This window comes from Bradyrhizobium sp. SZCCHNR1002, assembly GCF_032381435.1.
GTDB lineage: Bacteria > Pseudomonadota > Alphaproteobacteria > Rhizobiales > Xanthobacteraceae > Bradyrhizobium > Bradyrhizobium aeschynomenes.
Window position 1 is genome coordinate 415,489 of the sequence record NZ_JAUHIS010000004.1, and the last position, 21,444, is coordinate 436,932.

General features: G+C 65.8%; 13 protein-coding genes. 6 read left to right on the top strand and 7 right to left on the bottom strand.

The annotated features are described in order from the left end of the window. Window positions 1-82: 82 nt before the first annotated feature. From QX108_RS21505 to QX108_RS21530, 6 genes are all read left to right on the top strand, one after another. The gene (locus tag QX108_RS21505) at window positions 83-871 is read left to right on the top strand and encodes a DNA repair protein (RefSeq protein ID WP_315782487.1); all 789 of its coding nucleotides are present in this window, start codon (window positions 83-85) and stop codon (window positions 869-871) included. Beyond that, window positions 771-2,360 carry a DNA polymerase Y family protein gene (locus QX108_RS21510; RefSeq protein ID WP_315782485.1) on the top strand — a complete coding sequence of 530 codons (1,590 nt, stop codon included), beginning with the start codon at window positions 771-773 and terminating at the stop codon, window positions 2,358-2,360. Before QX108_RS21505 ends, QX108_RS21510 begins: the two co-directional genes overlap by 101 nt. A gap of 364 nt (window positions 2,361-2,724) precedes the next feature. Continuing rightward, the gene (locus QX108_RS21515; RefSeq protein WP_315782483.1) at window positions 2,725-6,342 is read left to right on the top strand and encodes an error-prone DNA polymerase; all 3,618 of its coding nucleotides are present in this window, start codon (window positions 2,725-2,727) and stop codon (window positions 6,340-6,342) included. Window positions 6,343-6,444: 102 nt separating this feature from the next. Beyond that, entirely contained in the window at window positions 6,445-7,173 is a 729-nt protein-coding gene (locus QX108_RS21520; RefSeq protein WP_315782481.1) for a hypothetical protein, read from the top strand. A gap of 830 nt (window positions 7,174-8,003) precedes the next feature. Next, on the top strand, window positions 8,004-9,251 hold the full coding sequence (locus tag QX108_RS21525; protein ID WP_315782479.1) for an efflux RND transporter periplasmic adaptor subunit: 1,248 nt from the start codon (window positions 8,004-8,006) through the stop codon (window positions 9,249-9,251). Between the two features lie 41 nt (window positions 9,252-9,292). Further along, complete coding sequence (locus tag QX108_RS21530; RefSeq protein WP_315782477.1) at window positions 9,293-12,415, top strand: CusA/CzcA family heavy metal efflux RND transporter; 3,123 nt, start codon at window positions 9,293-9,295, stop codon at window positions 12,413-12,415. Here QX108_RS21530 and QX108_RS21535 read toward each other — a convergent pair. The 7 genes from QX108_RS21535 to QX108_RS21565 all read right to left on the bottom strand — a co-directional run bounded on the left by QX108_RS21535 (window position 12,412) and on the right by QX108_RS21565 (window position 19,961). After that, complete coding sequence (locus QX108_RS21535; RefSeq protein ID WP_315782475.1) at window positions 12,412-13,113, bottom strand: ABC transporter ATP-binding protein; 702 nt, start codon at window positions 13,111-13,113, stop codon at window positions 12,412-12,414. The genes QX108_RS21530 and QX108_RS21535 overlap by 4 nt on opposite strands. Continuing rightward, on the bottom strand, window positions 13,110-14,870 hold the full coding sequence (locus tag QX108_RS21540; RefSeq protein WP_315782474.1) for a branched-chain amino acid ABC transporter ATP-binding protein/permease: 1,761 nt from the start codon (window positions 14,868-14,870) through the stop codon (window positions 13,110-13,112). Before QX108_RS21540 ends, QX108_RS21535 begins: the two co-directional genes overlap by 4 nt. Window positions 14,871-14,916: 46 nt before the next feature. After that, on the bottom strand, window positions 14,917-15,753 hold the full coding sequence (locus QX108_RS21545; protein WP_315782472.1) for a branched-chain amino acid ABC transporter permease: 837 nt from the start codon (window positions 15,751-15,753) through the stop codon (window positions 14,917-14,919). Between the two features lie 75 nt (window positions 15,754-15,828). After that, on the bottom strand, window positions 15,829-16,989 hold the full coding sequence (locus tag QX108_RS21550) for a substrate-binding protein (RefSeq protein WP_315782470.1): 1,161 nt from the start codon (window positions 16,987-16,989) through the stop codon (window positions 15,829-15,831). 42 nt (window positions 16,990-17,031) lie between these two features. After that, on the bottom strand, window positions 17,032-17,907 hold the full coding sequence (locus tag QX108_RS21555; protein WP_315782468.1) for a nitrilase family protein: 876 nt from the start codon (window positions 17,905-17,907) through the stop codon (window positions 17,032-17,034). Between the two features lie 240 nt (window positions 17,908-18,147). Continuing rightward, window positions 18,148-18,771: an ANTAR domain-containing response regulator gene (locus QX108_RS21560; protein ID WP_011925683.1), complete on the bottom strand. Its 624-nt coding sequence runs from the start codon at window positions 18,769-18,771 to the stop codon at window positions 18,148-18,150. Between the two features lie 14 nt (window positions 18,772-18,785). Next, entirely contained in the window at window positions 18,786-19,961 is a 1,176-nt protein-coding gene (locus QX108_RS21565) for a transporter substrate-binding domain-containing protein (protein ID WP_315782465.1), read from the bottom strand. Between the last annotated feature and the right edge of the window lie 1,483 nt (window positions 19,962-21,444).

Consider the following 21,444-nt stretch of genomic DNA (forward strand, 5'->3'; position numbering starts at 1 on the left):
AAGGAGATCGTCGCGGGTTCATTGCCTGCGTTCACAAAGAGAACGGCAGCACCCGCACGATGGATGAAAGGAGCGGCGACGGATGCCCGGCGCACGCATGGATACACTCGCGCGTCTGCGCGGCCGCATTTCCCGGCTCGAGGCGGCCGATGGCGCGCATGATCTGCGCCGGGTCGCGCTCGGTCATGACGAGGCCGACGCGGTGCTGCAGGGCGGTCTTGCCACCGGCGCGCTGCACGAGGTGTTCGCCGAGGCCGGCCGCCAGGCGGCGGCCGCGACCGGATTCGTGTGCGGCTTGGCTGCGCGTGTGGCTGCGCGGAAGCCGCTGATCTGGATCCGGCAGGACTTTGCCGAGCGCGAGGCCGGCGCGCTGTCGATGAGCGGGCTCGCCGAGCTCGGCCTCGATCCGCGCCGTCTGGTGGTCGTGCGCGCGCCCGATCTCGATCACGCCCTGCGCACCGCGGCGGACGCGCTCGCCTGCGATGCGCTGGGCGGCGTGATGTTGGAGGTGTGGGGCGAGACGCAGAAGCTCGATCTCGTCGCCAGCCGCAAGCTCACCCTGGCGGCGCAGGAGTCCGGCGTGACCGCGCTGCTGCTGCGCGTCGCCGCGACGCCGGAGCCCTCCACCGCGGAGACGCGCTGGATGGTGCGCACCGCGCCGTCGCCGGCGGTGGCGCCATGGATGGCGTGGGGCGCGCCGCGTCTCGATGCCGAGCTCATTCGCAACCGTCACGGCCAGACCGGACGATGGATCATGGAGTGGATGCCCGATGCGTGCCGTTTCAGCGAACCGGCGGCGGATCCTCAGCCTGTGGCTGCCGCGCCTGCCCATCGAGCGCATCAAGCGGAGCCGCGGCGCCGATCCGCTTGAGCAAGGCAAGCCGCAGGTCGTCGTCATCAAGGACGCCAATGCGCTCTCGATCCATTCGCTCGACGAGGCGGCGGCGCGTCATGGCGTGTCGCTCGGCCAGCCCTTGGCGAATGCCCGCGCGGTCTGTCCCGACCTCGTCGCCCATGAGGCCGATCTCGCGGCCGACGCCAAGCTGCTGGAGAGCATCGCCGACTGGTGCGACCGCTTCACGCCGCTGGTGGCGCTCGATCCGCCGCACGGGCTGTCGCTCGACATTACCGGCTGCGTGCATCTGTTCGGCGGCGAGACAAAACTGATGCAGTCGGTGTGCGATGCGCTGACCGCGCACGGCCTCAGCGTATCCGCGGCGATCGCCTCCAACGCGGTGTGCGCGCGCACGCTGAACCGGCAGGTCCATGGCCGCATCGTTGCTGATGGCGAGGAGGCGGTGGCGGTCTCGGCCCTGCCGGTGGCCGCGCTCGGCGGCAGCGACGCGATCACGCTCGGCCTGCGCCGCGCCGGCCTCAAGACCATCGGCGACGTCGCCTCGCGCGGCCGCAACGAGATCACCGCGCGCTTCGGCGCCGCCTTCACCCGCGTGCTGGCCCAGGCGCTGGGCGAAGCCGATGCGCCGATCAGCCCGCGCAAAGTCCCGCCGGACTACATCGTCGAAAAACGTTTCGCCGAGCCGGTCGCGACCGACACCGTGATCGCGGCGAGCCTCTCAAGCTTGGCCGCGATGCTGGTGGCGGCGATGGCGCAGCAGGGCAAGGGCGCGCGGCGGCTGGAGGCCTGCTTCTTCCGCACCGACGGACTGGTCCGCGGCATCGCGGTCGACACCGGCCAGCCGGTGACGGACGCCGCCGTCATCGACCGGCTGTTCCGCGAGCGGCTGGAGGCGCTGAACGATCCGCTCGATCCCGGCTTCGGCTTCGACATGATCCGGCTTGCCGCCGGCCGCAGCGAGATCGTGGTGCAGCAGCAGCGCGATCTCGACGCCCACGTCCACGACAATGACGAGCTGTCGGCCCTGATCGACCGCATCGCCGCGCGCATCGGCGGCAAACGCGTCGTCGTGCACCTGCCGGTCGACACGCACGTTCCCGAACGCGCGGCGCTGTCGCTGCCGGCCCAGCACCATCTCGCAGCCACCAGCACCGCCGCCTGGCCCGAACGTACCGACGGCGAGCCGCCGCTGCGCCCTTTAAGGCTGTTCGCGCGCCCCGAGGCGATCCAAGTGATCGCCGGCGTCCCCGACGGCCCGCCGGCACGCTTCGTCTGGCGCCGCGCCGCCCATGCGGTGGTGCGCGCCGAAGGCCCCGAGCGCATCGCGATGGAATGGTGGCGCCCTGACGGCCAGGGCCTCACCCGCGACTATTTCCGCGTCGAGGACGAGCACGGCCTGCGCTTCTGGCTGTATCGCGATGGTCTGTACGACCGCGAGTTCGAGCAGCCGGAGAACGGCCCGCCGGTACAACCCGCCTGGTACATGCATGGACTATTCGCATGAGGGCAGGGGACCGGGATATTTGCAGTACGGACGGTGCGCTCCCTCTCCCCGTTCTTCACGGGGAGAGGGTTGGGGTGAGGGGCGGCGGCACGGGAAGTGCTGGCGGAAAGACCTGTACCGTCTCACTACGCACCGAGCTCCTGGAAAGTCTTACTCTACTCGCAAACGTCAAAGCCGTCTCATATGAGGCGAGCGGGCTGTGTCAACGAGCAACCTCGTTAATGAGTTGCTCCGTCATGCCCGGGCTTGTCCCGGGCATCCACGTGGTTCCCGGGATGACGCACGACGTGGATGGCCGGGACAAGCCCGGCCATGACGACAGAGGGGCGCCCGCCGCTATCAGTCCAATACTGGTAGCAGCGTCATGAAACCCGCCTACGCCGAGATCGGCGTCACCACCAATTTCTCCTTCCTGCACGGCGGCTCGCATCCCCAAGCCTATGTGCACCAAGCCGCCGATGACGGCCTCACCGCCATCGGCATCGCCGATCACAACACGCTTGCGGGTATCGTGCGCGCCTATAGCGAGTTGAACAACGACCGGCTGAGCTACAAGCCAAAACTGCTGTACGGCGCGCGGCTGGTGTTCACCTGCGGCACGCCGGATATTCTGGTCTATCCGCGCGACCGCGCCGCCTACGGCCGGCTGTGCCAGCTGCTCACCCGCGGCAAGCGCGGCAGCGACCTCGACAAGGTCGCGAAGGGCGATTGCCGCCTGAGCTTCGAGGATCTGTTCGATTTCATCGATGGCCAGCTCCTCGTCCTGATGCCGCCGCATCGCTTTGAAGAGAACGCTCTCGGCAAGATCCTGGCTCGCCTCAAAGACAGCGCCGCCGAAGGCGTATGGCTCGCCGGGAGCCTGCTGTATCGCGGCGACGACCGCCGCCGGCTGGCGCGGCTCGCGCGTCTGGCGGCTTCCGCCAAAGTGCCGCTGATCGCCACCAATGACGTGCTCTATCACCATCCGCAGCAGCGCATGCTTCAGGACGTGCTGACCTGCATCCGCGAGAAGGCCTCGATCGAGAGCATCGGCCGCCGCCTTCAAGCCAATGCCGAGCGCCATCTCAAGCCGGGACACGAGATGGCGCGGCTGTTCCGCGACCACCCGGACGCGATCACCGAGACGCTGCGCTTCACCGACCGCATCAGCTTCTCGCTCGACCAGCTCAAATACCAATATCCCGACGAGCCGGTGCCGCCGGGCAAGACGGCGCAGGGCCATCTGGAGGACCTGACCTGGGCCGGCGCCAAGTCCTATTTCGGCGATGCCCTCGATGACAAATTGCGCGCGGTCCTCAACAAGGAGCTGGCGCTGATCGCCGAGCTCAACTACGCGCATTACTTCCTCACCGTCCACGACATCGTGCGTTACGCGCGCAGCCAGGGCATCCTGTGCCAGGGGCGCGGCTCCGCGGCCAATTCGGCCGTGTGCTACGTGCTCGGCATCACCTCGGTCGACCCGACCAAGATCGACCTGCTGTTCGAACGCTTCATCTCCAAGGAGCGGCTGGAGCCGCCGGATATCGACGTCGATTTCGAGCATTCGCGGCGCGAGGAGGTGATGCAATATGTCTATCGCCGCTACGGCCGCCACCGCGCCGCGATCATCGCCACCGTCATCCATTATCGCCCGCGCAGCGCCATCCGCGACGTCGGCAAGGCGCTGGGCCTGACCGAGGATGTCACCTCGGTGCTCGCCGACACCGTGTGGGGCAGCTGGGGCGACGGCCTCTCCGACATGCAGGTGCGCCAGGCCGGGCTCGATCCTGCCAATCCGATGATCCGCCGCGCGGTCGAGCTGGCCTCGGAGCTGATCACCTTTCCGCGCCATCTGTCGCAGCATGTCGGCGGCTACGTGCTGACGCAGGACCGGCTCGACAGCTACGTCCCGATCGGCAACGCCGCGATGGACGACCGCACCTTCATCGAGTGGGACAAGGACGATGTCGACGCGCTCAGCATGATGAAGGTCGACGTGCTTGCGCTGGGCATGCTGACCTGCATCCGCAAGAGTTTCGACCTGATCGTCGATCACAAGGGCAGGCGCTACGTGCTCTCCGACATCAAGTCGGAGGACGACAACGAGGTCTACCAGATGCTGCAGCGGGGCGAGTCGCTCGGCGTGTTCCAGGTCGAGAGCCGGGCGCAGATGAACATGCTGCCGCGGCTCAAGCCGCGCACCTTCTACGATCTCGTCATCGAGGTCGCGATCGTCCGTCCCGGCCCGATCCAGGGCGACATGGTGCATCCATACTTGCGCCGCCGGAACAAGCTGGAGAAGGTCACTTATCCCTCGCCGTCGCCGGATCACGGTCCGGCCGACGAGCTCTACAAGGTGTTGCACAAGACGCTCGGCGTGCCCTTGTTCCAGGAGCAGGCGATGCGGATCGCGATCGAGGCCGCAAAATTCTCGCCCGAGGAGGCCAACGGCCTGCGCCGCGCGATGGCGACGTTCCGCAATGTCGGGACCATCGGCTCCTACGAGGAGAAGATGGTCTCGAACATGATCGTGCGCGGCTATGACCCGGCCTTCGCCAAGAGCTGCTTCGACCAGATCAAGGGTTTTGGCTCCTACGGCTTCCCGGAAAGCCATGCCGCGAGCTTCGCGCAGCTGGTCTATGTCTCGTCCTGGCTGAAACACTTTCATCCCGATGCGTTCTGCTGCGCGCTGTTGAACTCGCAGCCGATGGGCTTCTACGCGCCGGCCCAGATCGTCGGCGACGCCCGCAAGAACGGCGTCGAGATCCGCGACATCGACGTCTCCCACAGCTTTGCCGACAACACGCTGGAGAACACGGATGGCAAATACTGCGCCGTCCGCCTCGGCTTCCGCCAGATCGACGGCTTCCGCTGGATCGACCGCGACGAGGAGCGGATCAGGAAGTTGTCGGAGGCGGCGCGGAGGGAGGCGATGACTGTTTCCACACATTCCTTGCCAGCCATCCCCTCGGTGTCATTCCGGGGCGCGCGGAGCGCGAGCCCGGAATCCATAACCCCGGATCGTGGTTATGGATTCCGGGCCTGCGCCCAAGAGGGCGCATCCCGGAATGACGGCGCGGATGGAGGCGTGTCCAACTTACAATCAGCAGATGCGTTTCGAGAGCACGACGCAAATGCGCCCTGGAATGACAACGAACAACAAACTCACATGTTGCTGTCGGATTCCGACCGCGAGGACGACTGGGCCGACCGCATCATCCGCGCGCGAGAGCGCCGTCCGTTCACCTCGCTCGAGGACTTCGCTCGCGACACCGCGCTGCCCAAGCGCGCGCTGCTGCTGCTGGCCGATGCCGATGCGTTCCGCTCGCTCGGGCTCGATCGCCGCGCCGCGCTATGGGCCGTGCGCCGGCTGCCCGACGACGTACCGCTGCCGCTGTTCGAGGCCGCGATCGCCCGCGAGCAGCCGGACGAGGGGGCGCAGCCGCTTCCCGAGATGCCGCTGCCGGAGCATGTCGTCGCGGACTATCAGACCATCCGCCTGTCCTTGAAGGGTCATCCGATGGAGTTCCTGCGCCGGCGTTTCGCCGCCGAGGGCGTGCTGGCCTGCCGCGACGTCAGCGACGCCAACGACCGCCGCCGTATCCGTTGCGCCGGTGTGGTGCTCGTGCGGCAGCGGCCGGGCAGCGCCAAGGGCGTGGTGTTCATGACGCTGGAGGACGAGACCGGCATCGCCAACATCGTGGTGTGGCCGAAGGTGATGGAGACCTACCGCAAGGAGGTGATGGGCGCACGCCTCGTGCTGGTCGAAGGCCGCATCCAGAGCAGCCCCGAGAAGGTCGTGCATCTCGTCGCCGAGCGCCTGGTCGACCGCACTGCCGATCTCGCGCTGCTGTCGGACGACCGGCTCGGCGCCATCCCGCAAGGTCAGATGCCGGCCGAGCCCTTGAACGACGACCGCCGCGACCACCCCGAAAACCCCTCCCAGCGCGTCAGCCACCCCCGCAACGTCCGCATCCTGCCGCGTTCCAGGGATTTTCACTGACGTTTCCCGAGGCAGTCCGTAACGGGTCCGACGACATCTTGCGGCCTTCATCGTCGGGCTATCAAATCGTCCGTTCCTTCCCTCTGCGACCAAGCTTTTACCATGCAGCTTTCCGACCGGTCTCTCTTCCTGCTGAACATGGCGTTCGTCGTCATTGGCGTGCTCATGCTGCCCTCCAAGCCCGACGTCGGAATCGTCACCATCGCGTTTTTCGGATCGGGCGCCGTCTTCGCGGGCAGCGTCATCCTGCGCAAATGGCGCTCCGCACCGAAGGCCGAGCGGGTCATGATTTCCGGCGGCGTTCCCGTTCGCCCCTCGCGCATGCTGATCGGTGGTCTCGGCGCCTGGCTTGCAGCTCTCGGCGTGATATTGACGGTGTTCGGCTGGTCCTACGGCATCGTGTTTCGAGGTCTGTCGATCGCGTCCCTGATCTTCGGATGCTATCTGCTGGCCGCCGTGCTGGTCGGCTGGCTGCCGAGCACCTACATCCAGTTCGACGCGTCCGGGATCACGTTCGGTCATCGTGGCTTTTCTTATGTCGTGGCGTTCGACAACATTGCGGGGCTGGCCGTGGCCGAGATGAACCGCAATCCTTTCCTGTGCATCCGGCTGCATCAACCCGACATCGTCGTGGTGACGCCGCCCGAAAAGCATGTCGATGCTCTCAAGCAGATCGCCAGATCCGAAGCTCTCCTCGGAGCTCACATCGCCATTCCGGCCCAGCAGTACCTGATGGATCCCACGCTCCTCGCGCAAGCCATCGGGCGATACGTCAGCGAGCCGGCGGCGCGCAGCGAGCTTTCGGTGAGGTCGCTGACGCCGGCAGCATGACGTGCCATCGGCCCGACCGCGCTCTCGCAAAAAAAAGACTTTCTTTTTTTCAGAATTTATGATCTATTCCTGCGCATCCCGCTCCATCGAGAAGGGGCGTAGCGCGCGACCGTCACGACACGCGGGGCGGGGAGCGATGGCTGTGTTCATGCCGCAGCGTAGCCTGGCTGCGTGGACGAACGGCATGACGCGGACGCGAAAGCGTGTGGTCCTGGCGCCCCGATGCTGGCGCCAAGTCCGCGGGTGATGATGATCCTGCTGACGACGGTGGCTAACGAGCCGGACACCGGGGAGAGCGCGCCATAAGCGTGAAAACCATCGCGCAGGGAAGGCCGGGTGATCTCGGCTGCACCTGTGGTACCTGCCGCCTGCATTCTTTTCGCAGGCGGGCCGCAGGCGTCAGTCGACGCCTGGCCTTCCCTGCGCCCTCCTCACGAGAGGGTGAAACGATCCGCACAACTCGGGCGCATCCGCGCCGCGAGGCTGCGTTCGAATGTCTCGAGGAATTGCGATCGCTCGGAGACGCGGCACGTGGGAACGTGGTTCGAGCCCAGGAGTAGGCGCTTACCCGCAACGGTTGGCTTGTGAAGCCCCGGCATCGTCCGCGGGATTCATGACAGTAGAATGACATCATGGTGCGTCGCGAAGAAATCAGCGATTGCCAAGAACGAGCTGAATGCAAGCTGAACGGCCATCATTGAAGTTTCAAATTTTTAAAGCAAAACAGAGGCGAGTTGGGCGATTTTTAGGTTGTTTAAAGCTCCAGTTCCGCACTATTAGCGCAACGATGAGCCCGCCAATGCCGGAATCGTCGACGGATCAAACGAGCCATGGCGTCTGACACGAACCCACTTCCGCAGATGATCAGCACCAAACGGCTGGTGATGGGCTTGGCCGCTCTGGCGATCGCCGGAGCGGGCGCCTATGGCTACACCAAGCTGGGATCCTCGCCGGCCAAGGACAACATCGAGCTCTCCAGCCAGTCCAAGCGCAACGGCACCACCTTCACCCCGTCGGCGGCCGAATGGGCGACGCTGACGATCGAGCCGGTCTGCGAAAAGATATTCCGCGCCGAGCACATCACCGAGGGCAAGGTTGCCGTCGACGAAGATCGCTCGACGCCGGTGTTCTCCCCCTATGCCGGCCGTGTCACCAAGCTGCTCGCCCGGCCTGGCGAGGCCGTGCGCCAGGGCCAGCCGCTGTTCGTGATCGAGGCTGCCGACACCGTGCAGGCCCAGAACGATTTCATGGCCGCCATTGCGGCGATGAACAAGGCGAAGTCCGCCCTCGATCTCGCCGACATCCAGTACAAGCGGGCCAAGGACCTGTTCGAAGGCCGGGCAATTCCGCTGAAGGATTTCCAGCAGGCCGAGGCGACATCCGTTCAGGCTCAGAACGACATGCGGTCGTCGCAAACGGCGCTCGAGGCCGCGCGCAACAAGTTGCGCATTCTCGGCTTCACCGACGCCGCGATCACCGACTTTCAGAGCAAGGGCGCGATCGACCGGGAGATCACGATCCACGCGCCGATCGGCGGCACGGTCGTGCAGCGCAAGGTCGGTCCCGGTCAGTACGTCAACTCCGGCGCGAGCGATCCGGTGTTCGTCATCGGCGATCTCTCGACGGTGTGGCTGACCGCCTTCGTCCGCGAGAGCGATGCGGCGCTGGTGAACATCGGCGAGGAGATTCTCGTCAACGTGCTGGCGCTGCCCGGCCGTCCGCTGAAGGCCAGCATCAATTATGTGGCCACCTCGATCGATCCTGCGACGCGGCGACTTCTGGTGCGAGCCACCATCGATAACAAGGACGGCCTGCTCAAGCCCGAGATGTTCGCCAACGTCACGATCTATTCGCCCGGCGAGCAGCCTGCCGTCGCGGTTCCCCGGCAGGCGCTGATCTATGAAGGCAACCAGGTTCGCGTCTGGGTCGCCCGTCCCGACAAGTCGATCGAGCTTCGCAAGATCAAGGTCGGCTTGATCAATGGCGACCAGGTCGCGGTCGAAAGCAATCTGAGCGCGGGCGAGCAGATCGTGACCAAGGGCAGCCTGTTCATCGACCGTGCCGCGTCGGGCAGCTGAGATGCCATCCGCCTGCCTGACGTTCTGAAAGTTCCGACCTGATGGATCGCCTCGTTGCCATCGCCGTCCAGCGGCGCTTCCTGATGGTTGGACTATTCGTCGCCATCCTCATCGGCGGCCTGATCGCCTTCCGTCAGCTCAACATCGAGGCCTATCCCGATCCGACGCCGCCGATGGTCGACATCGTGACCCAGAGCCCGGGGCTCTCGGCGGAGGAGATCGAGCGCTACATCACCATCCCGATCGAGACCCAGGTCGCCGGCATCAAGAACCTGCGCACCATCAGAACGATTTCGCTGTACGGCCTGTCGGACGTCAAGCTGCAGTTCTCGTTCGACTACACCTACGACGAAGCCTTGCAGCAGGTGCTGAACCGGCTGTCGCAGCTCTCGCCGCTGCCGGGCAACGTCACGCCGCAGATCTCGCCGCTCAGCGCGGTCGGCGAAATCTATCGCTACCGGCTGCGCGGTCCGCCCGGATACAGCGTGCTCGACCTCAAGACCTTGCAGGATTGGGTGCTGCAGCGGCGCTTCCGCGCCGTGCCGGGCGTGATCGACGTCACCGGCTGGGGCGGCAAGACCAAGACCTATGAGATCCAGGTCGACTTCAACAAGCTGGTCGCCAACGGCCTGACCCTGCCGCAGCTCTTGCAGGCGGTCGGCAACTCCAACATCAATGTCGGCGGCAACACGGTCGAGATCGGCACGCAGTCCGCGGTGGTGCGCGGCGTCGGCCTGATCCGTTCGATGGAGGATCTTGCCAACACTATGGTGTCGCAGAGCGGCGGCAATCCTGTGCTGGTCAAGGACGTCGCCAACGTCACGGTGGCCGAGAAGCCGCGACTTGGCATCGCCGGCCTCAACAACAATGACGACATCGTCCAGGGCATCGTGCTGATGCGGCGCGGCGAGCAGAGCTCGCCGACCATCGCCCGCGTCGAGCAACTGGTGGAGCAGATCAACAGCTCGACCATCCTGCCGCCTGGCGTCCGCATCGAGCGCATCTACGACCGCAAGGACCTGATCGACACCACGACCCACACCGTGCTGCACAATATGGTGGTCGGCATCGGCCTGATCGTGCTGCTGCAATGGATTTTCCTCGGTAATCTCCGGAGCGCGCTGATCGTCGGCGCGACGATTCCGTTCGCGCTGTTCTTCGCTGTCATCATCCTGGTGCTGCGCGGCGAGTCCGCCAACCTGCTGTCGGTCGGTGCGATCGATTTCGGCCTGATCGTCGATGCGACCGTGATCATGGTCGAGGCGATCTTCCGTCGGCTGACGCAGACCACGCCATTGTCCGAGGCGGAGGAGAGCCACATCTCGCCCGAGACGATGATGGGCATGAAGAGCCACGCGATCCTCTCGGCAGCCGCCGACGTGTCGCGCTCGATCTTCTTTGCCGCGGCCATCATCATCGCCGCCTTCCTGCCGCTGTTCACGCTCAGTGGCGTCGAGGGCAACATCTTCGGACCGATGGCGCGCACCTATGCCTATGCGCTCGCCGGTGGCCTGCTCGCGACCTTCACGGTCACCCCGGCGCTGAGTGCCATCATTCTGCCGTCGCATGTCGAGGAGACCGAGACGCGGCTGATGCGCCTGTTGCATGCGATCTACGGGCCGGTGCTGCGCTGGGCCGTCGGCAACCGCAATCTGGTGATGACCGGCGCGATCGGGCTCGTGCTTTTGACCGTGGTGGTCGGCCGGCTGCTCGGCCTGGAATTCCTGCCCAAGCTCGAAGAGGGCAATCTCTGGATTCGCGCGACCCTGCCGCCGACGATCTCGCTTCAGGAAGGCAACGCCTACGTCAATGAGATGCGCAAGATCATCCGCGCCCGGCCGGAGGTCGAGTCCGTGGTCTCGCAGCACGGCCGCCCCGACGACGGCACCGACGCCGCCGGCTTCTTCAACGCCGAGTTCTTCGCGCCGCTGAAGCCGGTGAAGGACTGGCCCGGCACCAAGGACAAGGACCAGCTCACGGCCGAGCTGTTGAAGCAACTCGACGACCGCTTCCCCGGCGTGGAGTTCAACTTCTCGCAATATCTGCAGGACAACGTCTCCGAGGCCGTGTCCGGCGTGAAGGGCGAGAACTCGATCAAGCTGTACGGCAACGATCTGCAGGCGCTGACCGATACCGCCAACAAGATCAAGCAGGTGCTGTCGACGGTGCAGGGCGTCACCGATCTCGCCGTGTTCACCTCGCTCGGCCAGCCGACGGTGCAAATCGACATCGACCGCGCCAAGGCCGCCCGCTACGGGCTCGCGCCCGGCGACATCAACGCCACCATCAAGGTCGCGATCGGCGGCGACACCGCCGGCGATTTGTACGAGCCGGGGTCGGACCGGCATTTCCCGATCATCGTTCGGCTCGCGCCGGAATATCGCAAGAGCGCCGAGGCGATCGAGAATCTGCGCATCGGCGCGCAGGGTCCGAATGGCATCACGCAGATTCCGCTGAGCGAGGTCGCGACCATCAAGCTGGTGTCGGGCGCGGCCTACATCTATCGCGAGCAGCAGGAACGCTATCTCCCCATCAAGTTCTCGGTGCGCGAGCGCGACCTCGGCAGCGCCATCCAGGAGGCGCAGCAGAAGGTCGCCAACCAGGTGCAACTGCCGCCGGGCTCGCATCTGGAGTGGGTCGGCGAGTTCGGCAATCTGCAGGACGCCATCAAGCGGCTGTCGATCGTGGTGCCGATCAGCCTGGCTTTGATCGGCGTGCTGCTGTGGTTCAATTTCGGCTCGATGGCGGACACCTTGCTCGCCATGAGCGTGATCCCGATGGCGATCTTCGGCGGCGTCGTCGGCCTCGTGCTGTCGGGGATTCCGTTCAGCGTGTCCGCGGCGATCGGCTTCATCGCGCTGTTCGGCATCGCCGTGATGGACGGCATCATCATCCTGTCGCAGTTCAACCAGCTGATCGACGAGGGCGTCGAGCGCATCGAGGCGGTGATCCGCACCGGCGAGCTGCAGCTACGGCCGGTGCTGATGACCTGCGTCGTCGCCGGCATCGGGCTGCTGCCGGCGGCGCTGTCGACCGGCATCGGCTCGCAGGTGCAGAAGCCGCTCGCGATCGTGGTCGTGACCGGCATGATGCTGGCGCCTGTCGTCATCCTGATCACGCTGCCGGTCTTGATCTCGCTGTTCTCCCGCCGGAGGGTCCGCTAGATGCGCATGTGCTCGTCGATCCGCGCCGCGGCATCAGCATCGACAGTGGCGGCATCGACGATCTCGCCGCGCTTGAACACGAGGTAGCGGTCGCTGATCGAGAGGGCAAAAGGCAGATGCTGCTCGACCACGATCATGGAGGTGCCGATCTCGCGGCGGACCCGCACCAGCACCTCGGACAGGCGATCGACGACGGAGGGCTGCAATCCCTCGGTGACCTCGTCGAGCAGCAGCACGTCCGGCCTGGCCATCAGCGCCCGCGCCACGATCAGCATCTTCTGCTCGCCGCCCGACAATGTTCCGGCGCGCTGGCCGAGCCGCTTGGTCAGCACGGGAAACCAGCCGCCGACCTGCTCGAACAGCGCGTCGATGTCCTTGTCCGACAGCAGGCCGAGCCGAAGATTGTCGCGCACCGAGAGGTCCTGGAACAGCGCATGTTCCTGCGGCACATAGACCAGCCCCATCTTGCGCTTCAGATGCGGCGCAACCCGCGTCACGTCCTTGCCGGCAAGCCTCACGCTGCCGCGCCACGCTGGCAGAAAGCCGAGAATGGCCTTGAGCAGCGAGGTCTTGCCCATGCCGTTCTTGCCGACGATCGCCAGCGTCTCGGCCTTCGCCAACGCAAAGCCGACATTGCTGATGACCTCCGAGGAGCCATAGCCGCTCGCGAGTTCTTTGACTTCCAGCATCGTGCTCATGCCGGCACCTCCGCATGCGACACGTGCTGACCCGTGTAGATCTCGCGGACGAGCTCGCTGTTGACGACCTCGTCGACCGAGCCGTCGAGCGCGAGCCGGCCCTGGTGCAGGACGATGATGCGCGAGGAGATCTCGCGGACGAAATCGAGATCGTGCTCGACCAGGAGAATGCAGAGCCGGTCGCGGCGGGCGAGGGTGGTCAGGATGTCGGCAAACCCTTGCCGCTCGGCGCGGGTCAATCCGGCGGTGGGCTCATCCAGCAGCAGCACATCGGGCTCGAGCGAGAGCACCATCGCGAGCTCGAGCGCCTGCTTCAGCCCGTGGCTGAGATTGCGCGCCTCTTCGTCGAGCCGTTCGGCGAGTCCGGAGCGTTCGACGACCGACATCGCCGCGGGCGGCAGCGCCAGGGTGGCCGAGCGCGACGTGAGAGCAGGCGGATCGGCATGCGTCCGCGCCACGCGCAGGCATTCGGCGACGGTCAGCGTCTCGAACACCGACGCGGTCTGGAACTTGCGTCCCAAGCCGAAGCGCACGACGCGATCCGGCGGCAGGCGGGCGATGTCGTGGCCGGCGATCGCGACGTTGCCGGTCGAGCGCTCACGGCCGTCGGACAGACAGCGGATCAAGGTGGTCTTGCCGGCGCCGTTAGGACCGACCAGGCTCAGCAACTCGCCTCGGTAGGCCGTGAACTGCACGCCGTCCAGCACGGCAAGACTGCCGTAATGCTTGCCGAGCGCGCGCACTTCGATGGCGACGGCGTCGGGATTGCTGACAGCAGTGGCGGCTATAGCGGGCTGCAGGATCGTCGTCGCGACTGCCGAACGCCCGCGCTTGACCAGGCGCATGACCGCGCCGAGCAGGCCATCGGGGAACACCAAGATCACCACGATCAGCGCGAGGCCGACGATCAGCTCCCAAACGTAAGGAAGACTGTTGGCGAGATAGGCGCTGGCGACCTCGATGCACAGCGCGCCGATGACAGGGCCGATCACCGTGCCGCGGCCGCCGAGCGCGACCATGATCACGAGGTTGGTGCCGAAGGCGAAGCTGGCATTCTCCGGCGCGGCGACCGCGCCGAAGCCGGCATAGAAGAAGCCGGCCAGCGCGGAGACGATCGCGGACAGGACCAGGACGACGATGCGCAGGCGCGACGTGTCGATGCCGAGATAGGTGCAGCGCGAGTCGTTGTCGCGCAGCGCCGACAGCAGCCGGCCGGTGTCGCTGCGCATCACGATAAGCGCGAGCACCGCCGTCGCGAGCAGGCCAAGACCCGCGAGGCGCAGCCAGGTCTCGATCTCCAGGTCGAAACTTTCGAAGCCGACGAGGCCGCTCGACGAGCCGGTGAACGTGCCGCCGGAGTAGAGGATCTGCACCAGCACGATCGGCACCACCAGCGAGATCACCGAGGCGTAGAGCGGCGTCGAGCCGGGATAGAACGACAGCCAGCCGGTGAAGGCGGCAACGGCCGCAGCAACGGCGACCGCGGCGCCGATCGCAGCAAAAATCTGCCAGGTGCCGAAGCCATATTCGGTGAACATGATCGCGAGCGCGTAGGCGCCGATGCCGAAGAAGGCGGACTGCCCGAAAGTCAGCGTGCCGCAATAGCCCCACATGATGTCGACGGTGATCGCCGCGATCGCCACGAAGCAGGCGCGCACCAGGATGTTCACGAGATAGGTGTCGAGCAGCAGCGGCGCGACGAGGATCACGGCGGCAGCGAGCGCCACCAGCAAAGCGGGGATGATCAGGCGCGGCATCGCGCGGCTCGTCGCTGCTGTCGCGGGAGAGGCGAGGGGACGCGCATCAGGCACGGGCAAACCCCTCCGGCCGGATCCGCAGCACGATGGCGGCGCAGATTGCAATGGTCAGGCCGCCGAGGATCGGATTGATGAAGGTCGAGACCAGAACTTGCAGCGTCCCGAGCACGGCGCAGGAGCCGGCCAGCGCCAGCAGCGAGCCGCCGGACACCATGACCAGCATGAAGGCGCCGATCAGCCAGGGCACGCCCATGTTCGGATCGACGCTCGACAGCGGCGTGATCAGTGCGCCGGACATCGCGGCGAGGCCGCTGCCGAGCGCGAAGGTGATGAGCCGGACGCGCGAGGAATCGACGCCAAGTCCCTGCGCCAGCATTTCGTTCATGATCACGGCCTTGGTTGACAGGCCGAGCCGGGTGCCATTGAGCAAGCCAGTGAACAGCAAACCGACGATGACGGCCGCAACGATCATCACCAGCCGATAGGCGGAGTAGTCGGCGCCGAACACATGCACCGTGCCCGAGATCGGCGCCCGCACGAACTGCACCTCACGGCCGAACGTCAGGGTGATGAGCTGTCCGAGTACGATGCCGAGTCCCCATGTCGCGAGGATCGCATCGAGCGGGCGCTTGTAGAGCCGGCGGACGATCACGATCTCCGTGACGCCGCCGCAGACCGCGCCGGCGACGAAGGCCAGCGGCAGAACCAGGAACCAAGGCAGGCCCAACTGCGCGCCGACGAGGGCCGAATAGGCGCCTACCGTGAGGAAGGCGGCGTGGGCGAAGTTGATGATCTTCATCACGCCGAACACGATCAGGAGACCGGCGGCGATGATGAAGAGCATGGCGGCCGTCGTGACGGCATCGAGAGCGACGGTCAGCATGGTGACTTCCACTTGAGAGAAGCGGGGCGGGCTGTCGTCCGCCCCGCGGGATCATGCGCGATCAGGCGTGCTGTTTCACGATTTGCCCGGGCACTGCGCGCCGGGATCGACGTCCTTGAAGCTCTGGATGACCTTGACGCTGCCGTCGGCCTGAACCTGGCCGAGATACATGGTCAGCGGCGCATGGCGCTGCTTGTCCATCTTGATCGTACCGCGCGGACCGTCGACCGAGACCTCGGCGAGTGCTTTGAGCACCTTGTCCTGGTCGATGCCGCCGGCCTTCTCGACCGCCGCCTTGTAGGCGTACACCGCCTCGTATTGCGGGACCGACAGATCGTTGGGGGTCTTCAGCTCGGCACCGAACTTCTTGGCCATCGAGGCCAGGAAGGTCTTGTTGGCCGGCGTATCGATGCCCGTGACGTACGAGGCGGACAGATAGATGCCGGCCGCGTCAGCACCCATGCCCTTGGCCGTACCTTCGTCGACGGCGAGATTGCCGTAAGGCAGGTTCACGCCGGCGGCGCGGAGCTGCTTGGTCAGCGTCACGTTCGGCGCGCCGCCCGCGGTGGAAGTGATCAGCGCGTCGGCGCCGGAGGCCTTGAGCTTGGAGATGATCGAGGTCCAGTCGGAGCCATCCATCGGCAGGTATTCTTCGCCGACGACCTTTCCGCCCGTCTTTTCGATATACGTCTTCGTGAATGCGAGCATGCCGCGGCCGAAGGCGTAGTCGGAGCCGATCAGGAAGTAGCTCTTCGCCTTCTTCTCCTTGTTGAAGTAGTCGACGATCGGAGGCACCTGCTGGTCCGGTACCCAGGCGTTGACGTAGAGATACGGGCTGCAGGACTTGCCCTCGTAGAACGAGGTGTAGATGTAGGGCGTCTTGCCGCGGGCGACGATCGGCAGGCCGGCGTTGCGGGCGGCGCTGGTCTCCATCGAGATCAGCACGTTGACCTTCTTCTGGAAGATCAGCGCGTCGAACGCCTTCTGCGCGCCGGCCGCGCCCGAGGCGTCATCGGCGACCTCGAGCTCCAGCTTGCGGCCGAGCACGCCGCCCTTGGCGTTGATCTCCTCGACCGCCAGTTCGGCGGACTGCACCACCGACGGGGCGACGACGGAGTTGGCGCCGGACAGGCCGACGGGGACGCCGATCTTGATCGGATCGGCGGCAAAGGCAGACGAGAGCGCGGTCGCCGCGAGGGCGAGCGCGAGTGAGGTGGTGAGCAAACGCGATGTCATCGATTGTCCTCCGTGAATGGTGAAAACAGAAAGGCGAAGTTGTCAGTACCAGCCGCGCTTCACCTCGCTGCCGAGCATCTCGTCGTAGACGTCGGAGCGGCGGTCGCGCAGGACCTGGTTGAAGGCGTTCCAGTTGCGGGCGCGGCGGGCCTCGCCGAGCGCCACGTCGGCGATCACGATCTCCTCCTTGTCACGGCTCGCGGGGCCGGCGACCGGCCAGCCGGTGTAGCTGACGATCAGGCTCTGGCCCTCGAACGGCTGGCCGCGCTCGACGCCGACGCGATCGGCGCAGGCGATGAAGATGGAGTTGGAATGGGCGGCCGCCATCGCCAGGATGTTGGCCATGGCCTCGCGGCCCTCGGCCTGGCCGGGGATCGGCACCCAATTGGTCGGCACGCAGACGATGTCGGCGCCCTGCAGCGCGTTGAGGCGGTAGCTCTCGGGGAACCAGCCGTCGTAACAGATCGCCATGCCGATGCGGCCGATCTCGGTGTGGTAGACGGGGAAGCCGAGATTGCCGGGCTCGAAATACAGGTTCTCCTCGTTCCACAGATGCACCTTGCGGAACGTGCCGATGTAGCCCTTCGGCCCGATCAGCACCGCGCTGTTATAGAGCTTGGTCCCGTCGCGCTCGCAGATGCCGGCGACGAGGTGCAGGCCATGCCTGGCCGCGATCTCGCTCCAGGCGGTCACGGCGGGGCCGCCGGGAATGGTCTCGGAGGCGGCGAAGGCCTCCTCGCGGGATTTGAACACGTAGCCGGAGGAGGCGAGCTCGGGGAGAACCACGAGCTTGGCGCCTTGCGCCACCGCCTGTTGGATCAGATCGAGGCTGTGGGCGAGGTTGGTTTCCAATTCGCCGACCATCGGCTGCATCTGGATGCAGGCGATCCGCAGTTTGCTGTCGTCATCCGTCGTCAAGGCACGAGTCTCCGTTGCGTTCGCGAGGGTCGCGCGCGCCAAACAAAAAGCCCCCGACTGCGCCTTGCGGCGCAATACGAGGGCTGCATAGCCTGATGTGAAATGGCCGACCGGCCATTGGCGGACATTCGATGTCCGCGCTGGCCTCAAGTAACTCAAATGCGCGAAGCGAAGTCAACGCCGTCGCTTGCAAAAATTTGAGGCCGCGGCTGCCCAACCCGTGGGCGCGACAATCTGCCCTCAGCGCGACACCGGCGCATCCAGCACCCCCAATCCTCCCAGCGTCTCCTGCGCATTGATGATGGAGATCGCAATGTCGGCCATCGCGACGCGCTTCTGCGTCGCCTGGGCGCGGATCAGCTCATAGGCCTCGACCTCGCCGACCTGCTTCAACCCCATCAGGATCTTGACCGCCTTGTCGACGTCGCGTCGCGCCTTCAGCGTCTCCTCGAGCTTCTGCACCTTGCCTTCGAGCCGGCGCGTGTAGCCGCGCAGCGAGCGCGCCAGCACGAGCGAGGAGAGAATACCGAACGAGCGGATCGGCTTGTTGACGACGCCGTGCGCATTGCTGTCGAGCAGGCGCTTCAGGATCGTCGGGTTCTCGTAGTCGACGATGGCGATGAAGGTGAGCGGATGCTCGGTGGTGCCCTCGGGGAAGATCATCTCCTCGGAGGTCTCGATCAGCTGGAAAACCGTGTCGATATCGTGCGGGATCGCGGCCGGCGGCGGCCACACGCCGCGCACGTTGCAGCCGATGCGCTTGAGCTGATCGATCAGCGCGTCGCCCTCGGCGTCGCGCGGATGGATCACCAGCACGCGGGCGCCGCGCAGCTCCTCGATCAGGCGGCGCACGCCGGGCTTCATGCGGTCATCCGGCCTCATGCTGACAGCGCCTCTTCGCTCAGCCAGCGGCCCCCGATCGGCGACACCGACAGATACGGATCCGGCTTGATCGGGCTCTTGCTCTCCCAGACGATGTCGAACTGGCCGTCGGCGCGGACGCGGCCGATCCGCGGCGTGGTCCAGACATGGTTGTTGTCGGGATCGATGCGGATCGGTCCCTCCGGCGCCTCGAGGCTGAGACCGAGCGCGGCCTCCACCAGCCTCTGCGTGTCGAGGCTGCCGGCCTGTTCGAGCGCCCGCGCGAACAGCTTGATCTGCGCATAGGCCGAGGCGCTCCACATGCTGACCGGCGTGTCGGCCCCGAAGGTGGCCGCGAACGCCGCCTTGAAGCGATCGTTGCTCTCGCGCGCCAAGGTGCCGAAGTAGCTCGCCGCGGTGAGATGGCCCGCGCAATATTCGGCGCCGATGGCGCGTACCTCGCCTTCGGCCATGGTGAGGCTCGCGATCGGCAGCCGCTTGGGATCGAAGCCGGCCTGTGCATACATCCGGTAGAAGCGCTGCGCGGTGCGGCCGACGATGGTCGAGAACACGACGTCCGGCGCGGCGTCCCGGATGGCGTCGAGGCCGCGCGTCAGCTCGGCATCGGTCGCTTCCATCGTCACATATTGCTCGCCGACGACGCGGCCGGCATAGGACTCGACGAGGTCACGCATGATGCGGTTGGATTCGCGCGGATAGATGTAGTCGGAGCCGATCAGATAGACGCGCGGTCCGTGCTTGCGCACGATGTATTCGGCGAGCTGGAACGCGTTCTGGTTCGGCGCCGGCCCGGTGTAGATCACGTTCGGTGAGTATTCGAAGCCTTCGTAGAGCGAGGGATACCAGAGCAGCCCGTTGCGGCGCTCGATCGCCGGCAGCACCGCCTTGCGCTCCGCTGATGTCGAGCAGCCGAAGATGACGGAGGCGCCGTCCTCGGTCAGCAGGCGGTCGGCGAGCTTGCGGAAGGTCTCGGGCTGTGAGCCCGGATCATAGGCGATGACCTCGATCTCGCGGCCGAGCACGCCGCCGGCGGTGTTGATCTCCTGGATCGCCAGCGCCGTGCCGAAGAAGTGCTCGGACTCCGTGACCTGCATCAGGCCGCTGCGCGAGAACAGCACGCCGACGCGCCAGACATCCTTGTCGGATGATTTTGCGGCCGGTGTCGTCGTCATCATCATGCCTCCAGGTCGACGGGCCGGCTGGGACCGGCTCGGAAAGCGCTGTTTATTGCGACTTGCCGCGCGGTTGGCAACGGGGCAGGCGATGGCGGCGCACTCGCTGGCTCTCGGTTCTGACCGCGAATTGCGTGGGAACCCGGCTGCCACCCTCCCCTGGAGAGGGAGGGTCGGCTCGCATGAGCGGAGCGAATGTGAGCCGGGGTGGGGTGATCTCTCCACATGCGACGGCGCTCGTGGCTCACCCCACCCCCGCTCGCCCGCTTCGCGTGCGATCGACCCTCCCCCTCCAGGGGAGGGTGGCTGTGATTGCTGCGCGAGCGATCTCATCATCGACGTCACTTGCCTCTGCACGTGTGGAGCGGCAGCATCGAGACTCGTTTGTACGACAACCAGTCGAGCAATCGGCGCACGCTCTCGATCCCGCGGCGCTGGGCGCCCGAGCTGATCCAGATGGCGGGCCCTCGATAATGATGAGGGCGCAGGGAATGCCGGGCGCTGGCCGCACCCATGGCCCGCCTGCAGAAAGAAAAGCAGGCGGCAGTCACCACAGGTCAGCCGAGACATCCCAGCATTCCCTGCGCGGTGGGCTTCACGCTTATACGCGCTCTCCTCGGGGACCGGCTTGATTGACCCCGTCGGCCGCAGAGCTCGTCAGACCTCCGCAAACCTTGGCCTCAGCACCGGGAGGCCAGGACCACGCGACTTCACGTACGTCAGTGCATCGTTCGTCCGCACAGGATGCGCGCCGATGCCCTCACGTCCACCGCATTGCCGGCCCAACGTGTCGTGACGACGCGTACGCCCCTCATCCGGGCCGGAACGCGGACGTTATACCCATGATTTGCTGATTTTCGGAAGTGATTTATTTTTCGCGTCGGCTCTTGAAACGGGCTTTGTTGTTGTCAGCGCTGGTAAAATCAGTCTTTTGGCGCACTCCATGCCACTTGCTCAGCCGTCATTCCGGGGCAGCCGCGCAGCGGCTGAGCCCGGAATCCATACTGACGAACTGCCGTGCGGGGCGAAGCGGCTGCCACGCGCAGCTCGCTCCCTCTCGGACGGTCGTGGTTATGGATTCCGGGCTCGCGCTGCGCGCGCCCCGGAATGACCGCGGGGAGGAGCGCGCGTCCTTGATGCTGTTTTGCTCGCCGTGCAGTCCCTGGGCCAATCTAGTGCAAGGCTTTACCTCGTGTTCCGCCATCATTCCGGGGCAGCCGCACAGCGGCTGAGCCCGGAATCCATACTCCCGAACTGCAGTTGCCGGGCGGGATCGGGCCACGTGCAGCTCGCTTCCTCTTGGACGGTTGTGGCTATGGATTCCGGGCTCGCGCTGCGCGCGCCCCGGAATGACGATGTGGAGGCGGCGTGTATCCCTCACGCTGAGCGTGATATGGGCTGCGATGATCATGTCGCACGCGGGTCGCTTGGTCCGCGACGAGATTGGAGCCCGATTGGCGCGTTCGTGCGTTGACGTTAAGAA